The organism is Gilliamella sp. B3127, assembly GCF_026536935.1.
Lineage (GTDB): Bacteria > Pseudomonadota > Gammaproteobacteria > Enterobacterales > Orbaceae > Gilliamella > Gilliamella apicola_E.
On record NZ_JAFNNI010000002.1, the window covers coordinates 454,382 to 468,908 of the forward strand.

At 36.9% G+C, this 14,527-nt stretch carries 16 protein-coding genes and 1 riboswitch; of the genes, 13 read left to right on the plus strand and 3 right to left on the minus strand.

From position 1 onward, the window contains the following. Nucleotides 1–14: 14 nt before the first annotated feature. Both J3U00_RS05115 and J3U00_RS05120 read right to left on the minus strand, forming a co-directional pair. Nucleotides 15–1,202: an FTR1 family iron permease gene (locus J3U00_RS05115; RefSeq protein ID WP_065563569.1), complete on the minus strand. Its 1,188-nt coding sequence runs from the start codon at nt 1,200–1,202 to the stop codon at nt 15–17. Nucleotides 1,203–1,213: 11 nt separating this feature from the next. Then, nucleotides 1,214–1,840, minus strand: coding sequence for a nitroreductase family protein (locus J3U00_RS05120; RefSeq protein ID WP_267331770.1), 627 nt, complete (start codon nt 1,838–1,840; stop codon nt 1,214–1,216). Between the two features lie 223 nt (nt 1,841–2,063). Between J3U00_RS05120 and J3U00_RS05125 the strand changes: the two genes are divergently transcribed. The 13 genes from J3U00_RS05125 (at nt 2,064) to thiD (ending at nt 14,024) form a co-directional block, all read left to right on the plus strand. Beyond that, the gene (locus J3U00_RS05125) at nt 2,064–3,506 is read left to right on the plus strand and encodes an LTA synthase family protein (protein ID WP_267331771.1); all 1,443 of its coding nucleotides are present in this window, start codon (nt 2,064–2,066) and stop codon (nt 3,504–3,506) included. Beyond that, nucleotides 3,503–4,126, plus strand: coding sequence for a LysE family transporter (locus tag J3U00_RS05130; RefSeq protein WP_065563572.1), 624 nt, complete (start codon nt 3,503–3,505; stop codon nt 4,124–4,126). The genes J3U00_RS05125 and J3U00_RS05130 overlap by 4 nt, the downstream gene beginning before the upstream one ends. A gap of 170 nt (nt 4,127–4,296) precedes the next feature. Then, nucleotides 4,297–5,259, plus strand: a complete 963-nt coding sequence (gutQ, locus tag J3U00_RS05135; protein ID WP_065563573.1) for an arabinose-5-phosphate isomerase GutQ — start codon at nt 4,297–4,299, stop codon at nt 5,257–5,259. A gap of 188 nt (nt 5,260–5,447) precedes the next feature. After that, a complete protein-coding gene (gene aroK / locus J3U00_RS05140) occupies nt 5,448–5,969 on the plus strand; it encodes a shikimate kinase AroK (protein ID WP_065563574.1) in 522 nt (173 codons plus the stop codon). Between the two features lie 58 nt (nt 5,970–6,027). Then, nucleotides 6,028–6,837, plus strand: coding sequence for an SPOR domain-containing protein (locus J3U00_RS05145; protein WP_267331772.1), 810 nt, complete (start codon nt 6,028–6,030; stop codon nt 6,835–6,837). Between the two features lie 9 nt (nt 6,838–6,846). Beyond that, complete coding sequence (locus J3U00_RS05150; RefSeq protein ID WP_065563576.1) at nt 6,847–7,665, plus strand: Dam family site-specific DNA-(adenine-N6)-methyltransferase; 819 nt, start codon at nt 6,847–6,849, stop codon at nt 7,663–7,665. A 39-nt stretch (nt 7,666–7,704) separates the two neighbouring features. Continuing rightward, nucleotides 7,705–8,382, plus strand: a complete 678-nt coding sequence (gene rpe, locus J3U00_RS05155; RefSeq protein ID WP_267331773.1) for a ribulose-phosphate 3-epimerase — start codon at nt 7,705–7,707, stop codon at nt 8,380–8,382. Continuing rightward, complete coding sequence (locus tag J3U00_RS05160) at nt 8,375–9,070, plus strand: phosphoglycolate phosphatase (RefSeq protein WP_065563578.1); 696 nt, start codon at nt 8,375–8,377, stop codon at nt 9,068–9,070. Before rpe ends, J3U00_RS05160 begins: the two co-directional genes overlap by 8 nt. Before the next feature lie 23 nt (nt 9,071–9,093). Further along, the gene (trpS, locus tag J3U00_RS05165) at nt 9,094–10,089 is read left to right on the plus strand and encodes a tryptophan--tRNA ligase (protein ID WP_220225723.1); all 996 of its coding nucleotides are present in this window, start codon (nt 9,094–9,096) and stop codon (nt 10,087–10,089) included. A 114-nt stretch (nt 10,090–10,203) separates the two neighbouring features. Continuing rightward, nucleotides 10,204–11,565: a Trk system potassium transporter TrkA gene (gene trkA / locus J3U00_RS05170; RefSeq protein WP_065563580.1), complete on the plus strand. Its 1,362-nt coding sequence runs from the start codon at nt 10,204–10,206 to the stop codon at nt 11,563–11,565. Nucleotides 11,566–11,619: 54 nt separating this feature from the next. Then, a riboswitch (TPP riboswitch) is annotated at nt 11,620–11,721 on the plus strand. A 52-nt stretch (nt 11,722–11,773) separates the two neighbouring features. Then, nucleotides 11,774–12,559, plus strand: coding sequence for a hydroxyethylthiazole kinase (gene thiM / locus J3U00_RS05175; protein WP_267331774.1), 786 nt, complete (start codon nt 11,774–11,776; stop codon nt 12,557–12,559). Beyond that, nucleotides 12,559–13,200, plus strand: coding sequence for a thiamine phosphate synthase (thiE, locus tag J3U00_RS05180; protein ID WP_065563582.1), 642 nt, complete (start codon nt 12,559–12,561; stop codon nt 13,198–13,200). The genes thiM and thiE overlap by 1 nt, the downstream gene beginning before the upstream one ends. Nucleotides 13,201–13,211: 11 nt before the next feature. Next, on the plus strand, nt 13,212–14,024 hold the full coding sequence (gene thiD, locus J3U00_RS05185) for a bifunctional hydroxymethylpyrimidine kinase/phosphomethylpyrimidine kinase (protein ID WP_267331775.1): 813 nt from the start codon (nt 13,212–13,214) through the stop codon (nt 14,022–14,024). Nucleotides 14,025–14,220: 196 nt separating this feature from the next. Here the strand turns inward: thiD and J3U00_RS05190 are convergent, their stop codons facing one another. Continuing rightward, on the minus strand, nt 14,221–14,427 hold the full coding sequence (locus J3U00_RS05190) for a heavy-metal-associated domain-containing protein (protein ID WP_267331776.1): 207 nt from the start codon (nt 14,425–14,427) through the stop codon (nt 14,221–14,223). Nucleotides 14,428–14,527 lie beyond the last annotated feature (100 nt).

Sequence of the window (14,527 nt, forward strand, 5' to 3'; positions counted from 1 at the left end):
ATGCTTTATATTAATTATTTCTTTTTATATTTTGTGGAATAGATAATCGACCCTATCACTGCCACTACCATGAACAACTGTGGTAGTAATGTTTCAACTGTTGGATAGATACCCAATATCTCAACCGAATGAACAAAATCGACCGGTGTAACCTGAATAATATCAGCTTCTTGCAACTCTTTTACACCACCACCAGCAAACGCAATCGCCATCAGATACATTAAGGCACTGGTACAAATAAAGAACGGTTTAAGTGGCAATTTAACCGTACCAAAGCGAATAATAACAAACACAAACGCTAATACAATCATTCCCACGCCCAAACCATACCACACCATATCCATATGCTCATTAGCATCTGCTAACATGGCTTGATAGAAGATGATAGTTTCTGCGCCTTCACGAAATACTGCTAAAAAGGCAGCAAATCCTAAAGCAAAACTACTGCCTGTAGAAACCGCATTTTGGACCTTACCTTCCACATAGTTTTTCCATGCTATGGATTCTGACTTAGACAGCATCCAATTACTAATAAAGAACAGCATTACCGTTGCCAATAACATGGCGCAACCTTCCATAATTTCTTGGTTGGCACCACTTAATCCCACAATTGTATGTAACGCTATCGCCGCTAAAATACTAGCGAACACCGCAAACAAACTACTAAGATAAACGACTTTAAGCATCGGTTTATTATTTGAGCGAACAAGATAGGCAGAGATAGCCGCGATAACCAATATCGCTTCTAACCCTTCTCGGAAAATGATGATAAACGACGCCAAAAAGACACTCCAACCACTCTCTTTTTTACCATCTAACTCGTTGGCATCTTCATGGAGCATTTTTAAAATAACGTCAATTTCTGCTCGCACCGTTTTATTCGGCGCATTTTGTGTCATTAATCGTTTAATTTTTGCAAACTGGTATTCAGTATCAGTACCGCGCTTACCTGAAATATAAGACATCACTGCGCGCTCAACGCCATGCTTTTCGTAAAATCCAAAGTAAGCATTGTTAACACGGGCTTTAGCACCTTCGACGTCTTTCATAAAATAGATGTTGTAGGCATCATTCAAAATGATATCCATCTCATCAATAATTGCATTCCAGCTTTCATATTTCTTTTCGGCTGCATAAGAAGGGGAACTAAAAACAGCTAAACTTGCAATTAGTAGAACAACTAAAGTTAAATACCTTTTCACTTCCTACTCCTTTATTTTCCTAACAACATAATCCCTATTGGTTTGCTGTTTTCTGGCAATTGTAATGATTGACTAATAAATTCAGGATTGATTGAATGGATATAACGTATGCTGAGTTTTAATGCTGTCGCCGACAAATAAACATTTTGGCTCATTGCGCCAACAGCAATTTGACTAAAATCATTGGCTTGTTGGGTATCATAATCTTTAAGATTGTCACCATCAGACACAAAAATAAAAATATAAGGTGCACGTTTAGTAAAACTTTGTTTACCGATGTCGCCACGAATATCTTGATTATTGATCTCACGAAGATAGTGCCCTTCCCACTCGTATATAAAGGTTCCCTTTTCACTTGCAACATACAGGCGAACATAAGGCGGTTTACCACTTGCCATTGGTACTGTCCAACCGTTTTTACCTCGATTTAAGCCACTGGCTGCCCAAAGTACACTTGAAAGCTCATCGTCAGACACCATACCTGTTGGAAATCCTCCACCCGGCGTTGAAGCACGCTTTTTAAGACTATCAAATAATCCCATACCCTCTTTCTTTTGTGGGGCCGGTAAAGTGACATCAGCATAGCTATAAGAAAAACAAGATAATAGCAAAACAATGGCAAATCTACGTAACAACATAGCGTAAACCTTTCAGCTTTAGGAAATAAAATAATTGTTGCTATCTTATTGCTAATGCTTTCAATTATCAACAACAAACAATAATAATTATCATTAAGCTTGTTACATATAATAAAATCAACGCATTAATATTACCTTGCAATCTACGATTTTTATTTTTCTGATTAAAACGTATATACTGATGCAATATTCCCGTTTTAAGAAAATCTGAGTATCATTAACTATGCCGTTTTCGACTTTAATCGTATTACCACTTTTTATATTAACTATTACCTTAGCTTCTTTTTTTAAACAAAAAAAATGGCAACTGCTCACCATTGTCTTAATGACCGTCATCATTGTTATGGAACTCACCTCTATCTATTTTAGTGGTGGATTTATTGATTATCAGTTTTACGTGAATTTAAATGTGAATGATATTATTGAAGGATTATTTATCTTCAAGTTACAGGCTGTATTAGTGATTGTGGTCTTTTTAGGATTAGTTTTTATAATCAGTAAATTAGCCAACTTATTTCGTAATAAATGCCGATTGTTATGGCGCTTATCGTTTGCTGTCATCGCAATTGCTTCAATTAGTTATCATAATGGTCCAATTAGTCGCCTCTATGAAATCTATCAAGTCACCTGTGCGCCAAAAGCAACCTTTGAACAGGCATTACAAACGCTCAATATGAATGATTATGTTGCAAAATCACAGTTAAACAGTCAAAAAGGCAAAAATATTATTGTGTTATCGTTAGAATCTTTCGAGCAAGGATTTTTAGATTTTGCTGATATTACGCCTAATTTAAGACAGCTAAAGCAACAATATACCTTTTATCCAAATATGCCAATGAGTGCAGGTAGTACCTGGACAACCGCCTCAATGTACACTTATATGACCGGTGTACCATTTTTAATTGGTGAACATTCAACATCCCCTTTAAAAAACGCTAACTCGACTAAATTAGTCACATTAGGCGATGTGTTAAAACAAGCGGGCTACCAAACTCGTTACGTTATGGCTGGTCCTGAATTTGCGAGCATTGGCCACACAGCAGAAGTAGTTGGAATGCAAGTGGTATCTGAAAAAAGCTATCCAGGCAAATACCCAAATGCGCCATTTGGGTTATATGATAAAGATATATTAGACATCGCCGAACAGCAAATACAAGAGATGAAAAATAATGACAAACCATTTGCGCTATTTGTTTCGACCGTCTCAACCCATGCACCAAATGGCTTTAACGATGACCGCATGACCTCTGTTATTAGCCCAAAGCATGACAACATGTCTTTTGTAGCCGCATCTCTCGATTACAATTTAGGGCAATTTATTAACCACCTAAAAGAGCAAGGTTTACTAGACAATACCGTATTTTATATCTTCCCTGACCATTTAATGATGGGTGCGGGTACCGAAACCGTAAAAAAATTGTCGGAAAAAGAACGCAAATTGTACTTATTAACCAATGCGAATAGTGATGATTTACAAAAATCATCCAACCAAACCATTTACCAAATCGACTTACCAAGAATGATTTTGAATGGTGCACAAATTAAAACGAATGCAAAATTCTTAACTGATTACTTAATTGGTGAAAATTTCGATAAAAAGCAATTTATCGAACAACATAAATCAAACATCGCCACGTTAAACAATGCAGCACAAGAGCAAAAATGACAGTCGATACCTTAATTTTGGTGATAACCATTAGTTGTTTAGGCATGATATCACCCGGGCCAGATTTTTTTCTGGTCTTAAAAAATAGTTTAAGCTACAACCGAAAAATAGCATTAATGACCTGTTTAGGAGTAATTAGTGCTATCGCCATTCATATGAGTTACTGTGTGGCAGGCATTGCTGTATTAATCACCGCCACCCCTTGGCTCTATAATGCATTACGTTATGCCGGAGCCGCTTATTTGTTATGGATTGGAGTTAAAGCGTTACTAGCCAAAAGCAGTGGCACCGCCTATGTTTCCAAACAAGCGCTGGAACTGAATGTCACAGCCAAAGCTGCGTTTATGCAAGGGCTATTGTGTAATTTACTTAATCCAAAAGCCACGCTGTTTTTTCTAGCTATCTTTACTCAACTACTTAATGCCAGCTCAACGATGGTAGATAAACTGGTAGTTGCTTTTATAATCTGGCTTGAAGCTGCAATTTGGTGGCCGATGGTAGTATTCGTCTTCCAAACCCAAATTGTCCAACGTCGTTATTTTAAGTTACAGTTGATTATTGATAAGTTGTTAGGCGTGATATTAATCGTGCTTGGAGTTAAAGTTGGATTGGGATTCTAAAGCTTTAAAAACCCCGTTCCTCAACATTTTTTATTCCAAAAAGTGCGCTCCTCAATTATTTCTTATCTTTTTATTCTAAAAGGCTTTTGAATATTGAATAGTTAATTGCTAGACTATTAATAATTTAATCAATATATATTTTTTAGTTTTAATTTGATGAGTGGCTAAAAATGGACAAATTATTACAATATGGTCGAGAATTACTTGAACTTGAGCTTCATGAGGCACAGAAGCTGCCAGCTCGGCTTGGTGAGAGTTTTGTTAAGGCTTGTCAGTTAATTTTGTCAACAAAAGGCAAAGTTGTAGTGTCAGGCATTGGTAAATCTGGTCATATTGGTAAAAAGATCGCAGCATCATTAGCCAGTACTGGTAGCCCAGCATTTTTTATGCATCCATCTGAAGCATTACACGGTGATTTAGGAATGGTGACCGAGAATGATGTCGTGATTTTGATTTCTTATTCAGGACGAGCTAAGGAATTTCAATTTATTTTACCCATTCTTGCAGCAATGAATATTCCAGTTATTGCCATAACAGGTGGACTTGATTCCCCATTAGCATTAGCTGCGCAAGCAGTGCTGGATATTTCAATCGAAAAGGAAGCGTGTCCAATGGGATTAGCTCCAACCTCAAGCTCAACTAATACGTTAATGATGGGCGATGCGCTGGCAATTGCCGTTATGCGAGCTCGTGGATTTAAGGAAGAAGATTTTGCTCGTTCACATCCAGCTGGCAGTTTAGGCGCTAAACTATTAAATCATGTAAAAGATATTATGCGTAAGGGTGATTTAATTCCTAGAGTACCACAATCAGCAACAGTACTTGATGCCATGTTAGAATTAAGTCGTACTGGTGTGGGGTTAGTTGCAATATGCCAAGATGATAATAAAATAGTTGGCGTTTTTACAGATGGCGATTTACGCCGTTTGTTACTAAAACATGGTACATTACAAGATAATATTGTCGATGTAATGACAAGTCCAGGACATCAAATACCTGAAACTTGGAAAGCGGTCGAAGCTTTAAAATCATTTAATGATCATAATATTACTGCTGCACCTGTGGTAAATAATCACGGCGAATTGGTTGGTGCGCTGAATATTCATGATCTGCATCAAGCAGGTATTAGTTAATCGATTAATAAATACCTGTTGCAAAATGGGGCTATCTATTGAGATAATTACCGACCTAAATTTTTGTCGTTAGACGGAGATCCAAGTAAGTTACACAATTCAATACCGAAATGATGAGTTATTTAAGTCATTATAAATTGATATTGTGTTGTAAATTTTAACCAAAATTAATAGATGATGAAACTACAATGGCAGAAAAGCGAAATATCTTTCTAATTGGCCCTATGGGGGCAGGAAAAAGCACAATAGGCCGACAAATTGCACAACAGTTAGGTATGGAATTTTTTGATTCTGACCAAGAGATTGAGAAACGTACAGGTGCTGATATTGCATGGATTTTTGACTTAGAAGGTGAAGACGGATTCCGAGCCAGAGAAGAGAAAGTCATTAATGAGTTGACTGAAAAACAAGGTATAGTTCTTGCTACTGGTGGTGGTTCGATTTTATCTAAAGAGACACGTAACCGTTTATCAGCTCGCGGTATTGTAGTTTATTTAGAAACTACAATAGAAAAACAGATGGCAAGAACCCAGAAAGATAAGCGTCGTCCTTTATTACAAGGTGGCAATACTCCCCGTGAACTTTACGAAGAATTAGCCGAAGAGCGTGATCCACTTTACGAAGAGATCGCTGATATTACGATTAAAACTGATGAGCAAAGTGCCAAAGGTGTTGCTGGATATATTATTGAAAAAATAGAACAAATTTAAAATTCATTTTTTAAATTCGGCTGGCCATGAGGCAATAAACCATTTGAAAGGAGTTAATATGCGTGTAGATAAAGATGATCGTTATATACCAGAACAATCAAGTAAGTCTTCTACGCCTTCTTTTAGTATATCAACTTTTTTTCAGCATTATTCGAAGAAAAAATTGATTATTATGGGATTAGCTTTAGCTATTATTGTCTTGTTGGTTTGCTTTGTGATATCTCGTCCATCAAAAAAAACAACCATACTGACTCCTCCGGAAGTCAATGGTGTTTCGTCGACGCAAACGCCTGATTCAACAATCAGTGACGATAGTGGGGCGTTAGCGCAAGGTCAACAAAATTCAGCGCCTGTACCACCAGCCCCAATTAATAGTAATGTTAATGAGCACGATAATGGGGTTAGTCAACCTCCAGCATCAACACAGTCAACATCGGGTTCTAGACCAGAGCTGCAACCAACGGCTAACAGTACAACTCAAAATACTAGTGGTTCATCAACTAATTTAAATAAACCAATAAATCCAGATAGAGGCAATCCTACTGTTTCTAACTCAAATAATAGTGTAATAACAGGTAATAATTCAACTTCGATTGCCAAAATTAAGAATGATCAGTTTTCAATTCAACTTAGTTCTTCTAGTTCAGTTGATGGTTTGAAAAGATTGGTTAAAGAACATAATCTCACTAATTACCAAATTTATGAAACCAAACGAAATAATGTTAAATGGTATATATTAGTTAAAGGTACATATGATTCTGCTGACGAAGCCAGAAAAGCGATCAAATCTTTACCAAGTGCACTACAAAAAGATAAGCCTTGGATTAAATCTGGTGAAACAATTAATAAAGAAAAATCAGCAAAATAGGAGTTTCCGTTGAAGAAGCAACGAGCCTTTTTAAAATGGGCTGGAGGAAAATATGAGCTTGTGGACACAATTAAACAATATCTACCAGAAGGGGACCAACTCATTGAGCCCTTTGTAGGCGCTGGTTCTGTTTTTTTAAACACAAACTTTAAAAGTTATATTTTAGCTGATATCAATCATGATCTAATTGCGTTATTTAGGTTATTACAATCCAATCCTGATAAGTTTATTAATGATCTTAAGCTATTATTTAATCATCAGAATAATCAAGCTGAGGCTTTTTATCAGCTACGAGATGTCTTTAATTATAGTAAAGATCAATATCTACGATCGCTTTTGTTTGTCTATTTGAATCGCCACTGTTATAACGGTTTATGTCGCTATAATAATAGCGGGCTTTTTAATGTACCTTTTGGACGTTACAAAACTATCTATTTTCCTGAGAAGGAGCTCTACTATTTTGCTCAAAAAGCACAAAAAGCTGAGTTTATCTGTACTCCTTATCATGAAGCAATGAAAATGGCAAAACGCAATTCTGTCATTTATTGTGATCCGCCTTATCTTTCTCCAAATGAATCTATCGGTTTTACGGCTTATTATTCCAATAATTTTGGTTTTGAAGAACATAAGCGATTGTCACAATTAGCTGAAAAAATTGCTTATAAAAAAAATATTCCTGTACTACTATCAAATCACGATACAGAGTATACCAGAACGTTATATAGTAAAGCGCGCCATCTTTACCGTGCAGAAATGCGACGCTCAATTAGCTGTGCTGGCGAAGGACGCAAAAAAATTGATGAAATATTAGCCTTGTACCAAAAATAACCTATTTTATGTATAAGGTTTTATTAGTAGAGGTATGTTATGAAAGAGTTTATTATTGCACCATCAATATTATCCGCTGATTTTGCTCGTCTTGGAGAAGATACGCAGAAAGTGTTAGACGCTGGTGCCAATGTTGTCCATTTTGATGTAATGGATAACCATTTTGTACCAAATTTGACGATGGGTAGTATGTTTTGTAAGGCTCTTCGTGACTATGGTATTAAGGCTCCGATTGATGTTCATTTGATGGTTTCGCCAGTTGAAGATTTAATTACCTCATTTGCCAAAGCTGGCGCAACTAATATCTCTATTCACCCTGAAGCTACTATTCACCTTGACCGTTCTTTGCAATTAATTAAAGATCATGGTTGCAGTGCGGGAATTGTACTTAATCCTGCAACGCCGTTAGATTATTTAGATTATGTGATGGATAAAGTCGACATTATTTTATTAATGAGCGTTAATCCAGGTTTTGGTGGACAATCATTTATACCAAGTACACTAAAAAAATTACAACAAGTTAAACAGCGCATTATTGAGTCTGGCAGAAAGATTCGTTTAGAAATTGATGGTGGTGTTAAAGTTGATAATATCGCTGAGATTGCCAGAGCAGGTGCTGATATGTTTGTTGCTGGTTCGGCAATATTTGGTCAACCGGATTATAAAGCCGTAATTGATGCAATGCGTAAAGAATTAGAAGGTGTTAACCATGGCTAAGTTAAACGATATTCAAGCTATTGCTTTCGATTTAGATGGAACTTTAGTCGATAGTGTGCCTGGCCTTGCCTTAGCTGCACAAAAGATGTTAGCAGATTTGGAGTTACCCACCGTTACTAATGAGCAAGTAAAAAACATGGTCGGTAATGGCATTGATGTCATGCTCGAACGCGTATTCAACGTGATTGGTCGCAATCCGTCTAAAGAGGATTTCAATAAAGCGAAACAGTTGTTTAATCATCATTATGATAAGGTTATGGATGAGCAAACAACGCTATTCCCGCATGTTAAAGAAACCTTAAAAACGCTTTATGAAAATCATTATCCCTTAGCTTTAGTTACCAATAAACCTGCACAATTTTTACCTGCTTTATTGACGTCATTAGGTATTAAAGAATACTTTTCATTGGTACTTGGTGGTGGTGATGTGATTAAGTTGAAACCACACCCTGCCCCACTTTATCAAGTCATGGCAACCTTTGGATTGTTTAGTGATCAGTTGCTGTTTGTTGGTGATTCAAAGAATGATATTACTGCCGCTAAAAATGCTAATTGCCCGACTGTAGCATTAAGTTATGGTTATAATTATGGGGTGTCGATTGCATCTAGCAAGCCTGATTTTTTATTTGATGATTTTAAAGATATATTAACCTTATTACCTCAGCCAAAGGCTGATGCAAAAAAATAATGAGTATAAATTAGGAATAAATTATGAGTAAACCAATTGTATTTAGTGGCGCTCAGCCATCAGGAGAACTAACATTAGGCAACTATTTAGGGGCTTTGAAGAATTGGGTGTCTTTGCAAAATGAATATGATTGCGTTTATTGTATTGTCAATCAACATGCGATCACGGTCCGTCAAGATCCTAATAAGTTGCGAAAAGCAACACTTGATACGTTAGCGCTTTATTTGGCCTGTGGTATCGATCCACAAAAAAGTACTATTTTTGTTCAATCACAAGTACCAGCTCACGCTGAATTAGGTTGGGCGTTGAACTGTTATACTTATTTTGGTGAACTGAGCCGTATGACGCAGTTTAAAGATAAGTCATCTCGTCACTCTGAAAATATTAACGCCGGGCTATTTGATTATCCAGTATTAATGGCTGCTGATATTTTGTTATATCAAGCTAATTTAGTTCCTGTAGGTGATGATCAGAAACAACATCTCGAGTTATCACGTGATATCGCTATGCGTTTTAATGCACTTTATGGCGATATTTTTACTGTTCCTGAGCCGTTTATTTCTAAAGTAGGTGCTCGTGTGATGTCTTTACAAGATCCAACCAAAAAGATGTCTAAATCAGATGATAATCGTAACAATGTTATTGGTTTACTTGAGAATCCGAAAGATGTCGAGAAGAAGATTAAACGGGCAATGACCGATTCAGACGAACCACCTGTTGTACGTTATGATTCAAAAAACAAAGCAGGTGTTTCAAATCTGTTAGATATTTTGACAGGTATTACAGGTAAGCCGATTGCTGAACTTGAAAAAGAGTTTGAAGGCAAAATGTATGGTCATCTAAAAACCGAGGTGGCAAATCAAGTTATCGAGATGTTAACCGGTTTACAAGCAAAATATCATCAATATCGAGATGATGAAAATTATCTTCTTTCAATTATGCAAGAAGGAGCACAAAAAGCTCGCGCTAAAGCAGAGCCTACGTTGAAGAAGGTTTATGACGCAATCGGTTTTGTATAATCTAAAATAAGATTGCGATTATTACTAAACAATATCAAACGGCTTTAATTGATATGAGCTCTATTGTTCTAATAATGAGTTAGCTTGAGGCCTTTTGATTATAATAGGTTTATTATGAAAATTATCATTCTTGGTGCAGGCCAAACTGGTAGTGCACTTGCTGAATATCTAGTAACTGAAAAGCAGAACGATGTGACTGTCGTTGATGAAGATCATGATAAATTGCAATCTTTGCAAGAGCGTTTTGATTTACAAGTCATTTGCGGTAAATCATCTTACCCACAAGTATTAGAGAGTGCTGGCGCGGAATCAGCCGATATGTTAGTTGCCGTTACCAATTCTGATGAAGTAAATATGATGGCTTGTCAGATTGGGCATGTGATGTTTAATATTCCACAAAAAGTTGCTAGAATCCGTGCTCCTGAATATAACGATGAAAGATACCCATTCTTCAATAAAGATTGTATCAACATCGATCATATTATTGCTCCTGAAAACTTAATTACAAATCATATTAGCCAATTAGTTCAATATCCTGGTGCTCTACAGTTTGCTTCGTTTTATGATAATCGTGTCTGTTTGGTTGCTGTAACCGCTTATTACGGTGGTGCGTTAGTGGGGAGCGAACTATCCGAACTTAAAGAGCATTTACCACATGTCGAAGCGCGTGTTGTTGCTATTTATCGTCAAAATCGTTTTATTCGTCCAATAGGTTCGACTTTAATTGAAGCTGGAGACATGGTTTATTTTATTACCCCTCCCCTCAATATTAAAGCAGTAACCAGTGAACTACAAAGGCTAGAAAAACCTTATAAACGTATTATTATTAGCGGTGGTGGTGGCGTTGCCATTGCTTTAGCTAAACGTTTAGAGAATGATTATCAAGTTAAGTTGATTGAACGTAATGCAGAAAAAGCTGAATTAATAGCTGAGCAGTTAGTTAATACCACCGTGTTACATGGTGAATCATCAGACCAAGAATTATTATCGCAAGAGCAAGTCGAGTTAACCGATCTGTTTGTGGCGGTCACTAGCGATGATGAAGCCAATATTATGTCATCTATGCTGGCAAAAAGAATGGGGGCAAAAAAAGTCATCGTTCTCATCCAGCGACAAGCCTACTTAGAATTGATTAACGATAGTGTTATTGATATCGCGATTTCACCACAACATGCCACTATTTCAGAACTACTAAGCCATGTTAGGCAAACGGGTGTAGTTAAAGTTGTCTCATTACGCCAAGGTGAATCAGAAATTGTCGAAGTAGTTGCTCGTGGTGAAGCCGAAAATTCAAAATTAGTCGGTAAAAATATCAACAGTTTAAAATTACCTTCAGGTGCTACGATTGGTGCCGTGGTTCGTGGTGAAGATGTAATTATAGTAAATACGGATTTAATGATTGAAGATGGCGATCATTTAATAATTTTCTTACCGGATAGACGCGCCATTAGTGATATAGAAAGATTATTACAATAACTTGTTTAATTTTTAAACTCAGTTCATAATAGATTCAATTTTATCCAAATTTGTTATTTAGACTCGGGGTGTTTTTTGTTAGAGCAAAAAACTGAGAATTTACCCGTTGAACCTGATCTGGATCATGCCAGCGTAGGGAAGTCTCTGTCTTAATTACCGCTTTTGACACATTCTTCCCTTAATATTATTTATTAGATAAGGAAAGAATATGTCGGTCATTAAATTATTTTCAAATCAAGATGCCATTCCTTTTATTGAGCAAGTTCATCAGAAGCGACCTTTAATCCATTGTATTACCAATGATGTGGTACAAAATTACACCGCTAACATTCTTTTGGCGATTGGGGCTTCACCAGCGATGGTGGTAGCTGAGCAAGAAGTTGAGGACTTTGTTGCCATTGCAAATGGTTTGTTAATTAATATTGGTACGATCAATAGTCATAGCGCTAAAAGCATGTTACTAGCCGCCGCAAAAGCTAATCAAACTCCTTGGGTATTAGATCCTGTCGCAGTTGGAGCTGCCTTGAAATATCGTACTGAAATTGCTAAGCAATTATTAACATTTAAACCGACAGTTATTCGAGGAAATGCTTCAGAAATTCTAGCATTAAGTGGTCAACAATCATCATCAAAAGGGCCTGATGGGCTGGATTCTACTGATTCTGCATTAAATGCGGCAATGCTATTAGCCAAGAAATATCAAACCATTGTTGCAATAACAGGTGAGACCGATTATGTCACAGATGGTGAGCAGGTTTATAGCATTGTTGGGGGTGATATCGCGCTAACACAAGTAACTGGTACTGGTTGTTCATTATCTGCGATTGTGGCAGCATTGATTGCAAGTTCTGAAGATCATTTAAAGGCTACTGCTTCAGCCTGCTTTATGATGAAAAAAGCGGGTGAATTCGCTAATAAACAGCAAGGGCTAGGTACTTTTGCTATGTCAATTATTGACCAACTTTCTCTTTTCACCACAAATAAGGATTTTTGATGAAGAAGCAACTAGATTTAACACTTTATTTAGTACTTGATCCAGTACTTTGTGATGGCATAAATGGTATGGTTAATACCACTAAGTTTGCAGTTGAAAATGGTGTTACTGCCGTTCAATTACGTTCAGAACAAGAATATTCAGGTAGAAATTGGTATAAAGCCGCCCAAGCTTTAAAAGAAGTATTAATCGACACTCAAGTTCCACTATTGATTAATGATCATATTGATATAGCTTTAGCTGTCGATGCCGATGGTGTTCATGTTGGACAAAGCGATCTACCTGTCGAAGTTGCACGAAGATTAATTGGAGAAGATAAATGGATAGGGCTTTCAGTCTCTAATTATTCGCAACTTGAGCGTGTTCCTTGGCAACTAGTCGATTATCTAGGTATTGGCCCTATCTATCCAACCCCCACCAAAAAAGATGCAGCAGAAGCAATAGGCATCGCCCAATTGACTGAACTTGTTAAAGCAAAACAATGCCCTGCCGTTGCGATCGGTGGTATCGGTGTAAACAATTTAACTGAAGTGATTCAAACTGGCATTGAAGGTATTGCCGTTGTATCCGCAATTTGCGGGCAAGGAGATATTGCTAAGGCCACATCTGATTTGATTAGAAAAATAAGACAAGCAAGATAGGAAATTAAACCATGACAACAGTTTCATTAACTATAGCTGGTAGCGATCCTAGTGGCGGTGCAGGTATTCAGGCCGATTTAAAGGCCTTTTCAGCGCTTGGCGCTTATGGGATGTCAGTCATTACTGCTTTAACCGCACAAAGTACACAAGGTGTTAATAGCATATACCCGGTGCCACCCGAATTTGTTGAGGCTCAATTTAACACACTATATCAAGATATCCATATTGATAGCGTTAAAATCGGTATGCTGATGAATAAAGAGATTGTAACCACGGTTAATCATCTATTAAGCAATAATCCTATTACCAATATTGTTCTTGATACGGTAATGATAGCCAAAGGGGGGCATCCTTTATTGAGAAATGATGCCATTACCGCTATTCGAGAATTGCTATTACCATTAGCCACCATCATCACCCCTAACCTTCCAGAAGCAGCAGCATTACTTGATTGTCATGAGGCACAAAACGAAGATGAAATGCAACAACAGGGTTATGAGCTACTCAAATTAGGCTGTCAGGCAGTATTAATGAAAGGGGGACATTTGCCAAGTCAAGAAAGTCCGGATTATTTAATCACGCCAACAAAGATCATCAGAATGGCATCACCACGTATCCAAACTAAAAACACACATGGTACAGGTTGCACATTATCCGCAGCTATTGCAGCATTACTACCAAAATATGAGTTAGAAGAAGCCGTTAAACAAGCAAAAAAATACCTACAAGGTGCCATTGAAAATGCAGATAATTTGAAAATTGGTAAAGGAATTGGACCTACTCACCATTTTTATCAATGGTGGGACACCGCAGGAAAAGGCTAGAAAGCTAAATGTGGTATTTTCGGCAAACGCTATTTTCAACAGCTATATACTTCATCGACAATCCGTGCCAATGAAGTATATGAAAACTTTTTTAGTGCATTATCTAGTAAAATAGAGGCTATTGGATATTTGTATTATCTAGTATTTAAGCGATTGTCTTAATCGTTTAAAATGAGAAATTGTAAATAGTATTGCCTTAATACGAAATACCCACAAACTCAAACCCCGCTTGATCAACGGCTTGAATTGCAGCTTCTTGTGAGATAGTACCACCTTCTATATCAACTTCATGTTTCGCTAAATCAACAGTCACTTTAGCTTTAGGATCAATATCATTAATTGCTTTAGTAATGGTTTTAACACAATGTTGACAACTCATATTATCGACGATTAATTTCATCATTATCCCCTTTTGTTATCTATAATTCATCTAGTGCAACGTTGGAACATCTATAATTAAAATAAATTTGTCTGCCATATAAAGTATAGTGATTATATTACGC

Coding starts and splice junctions, on each gene's coding strand:
- J3U00_RS05120 (WP_267331770.1), bottom strand. CDS start 1,840: ATGTTGTTACGTAGATTTGCCATTGTTTTGCTATTATCTTGTTTTTCT.
- J3U00_RS05125 (WP_267331771.1), top strand. CDS start 2,064: ATGCCGTTTTCGACTTTAATCGTATTACCACTTTTTATATTAACTATT.
- J3U00_RS05130 (WP_065563572.1), top strand. CDS start 3,503: ATGACAGTCGATACCTTAATTTTGGTGATAACCATTAGTTGTTTAGGC.
- gutQ (WP_065563573.1), top strand. CDS start 4,297: ATGGACAAATTATTACAATATGGTCGAGAATTACTTGAACTTGAGCTT.
- aroK (WP_065563574.1), top strand. CDS start 5,448: ATGGCAGAAAAGCGAAATATCTTTCTAATTGGCCCTATGGGGGCAGGA.
- J3U00_RS05145 (WP_267331772.1), top strand. CDS start 6,028: ATGCGTGTAGATAAAGATGATCGTTATATACCAGAACAATCAAGTAAG.
- rpe (WP_267331773.1), top strand. CDS start 7,705: ATGAAAGAGTTTATTATTGCACCATCAATATTATCCGCTGATTTTGCT.
- J3U00_RS05160 (WP_065563578.1), top strand. CDS start 8,375: ATGGCTAAGTTAAACGATATTCAAGCTATTGCTTTCGATTTAGATGGA.
- trpS (WP_220225723.1), top strand. CDS start 9,094: ATGAGTAAACCAATTGTATTTAGTGGCGCTCAGCCATCAGGAGAACTA.
- trkA (WP_065563580.1), top strand. CDS start 10,204: ATGAAAATTATCATTCTTGGTGCAGGCCAAACTGGTAGTGCACTTGCT.
- thiM (WP_267331774.1), top strand. CDS start 11,774: ATGTCGGTCATTAAATTATTTTCAAATCAAGATGCCATTCCTTTTATT.
- thiE (WP_065563582.1), top strand. CDS start 12,559: ATGAAGAAGCAACTAGATTTAACACTTTATTTAGTACTTGATCCAGTA.
- thiD (WP_267331775.1), top strand. CDS start 13,212: ATGACAACAGTTTCATTAACTATAGCTGGTAGCGATCCTAGTGGCGGT.
- J3U00_RS05190 (WP_267331776.1), bottom strand. CDS start 14,427: ATGATGAAATTAATCGTCGATAATATGAGTTGTCAACATTGTGTTAAA.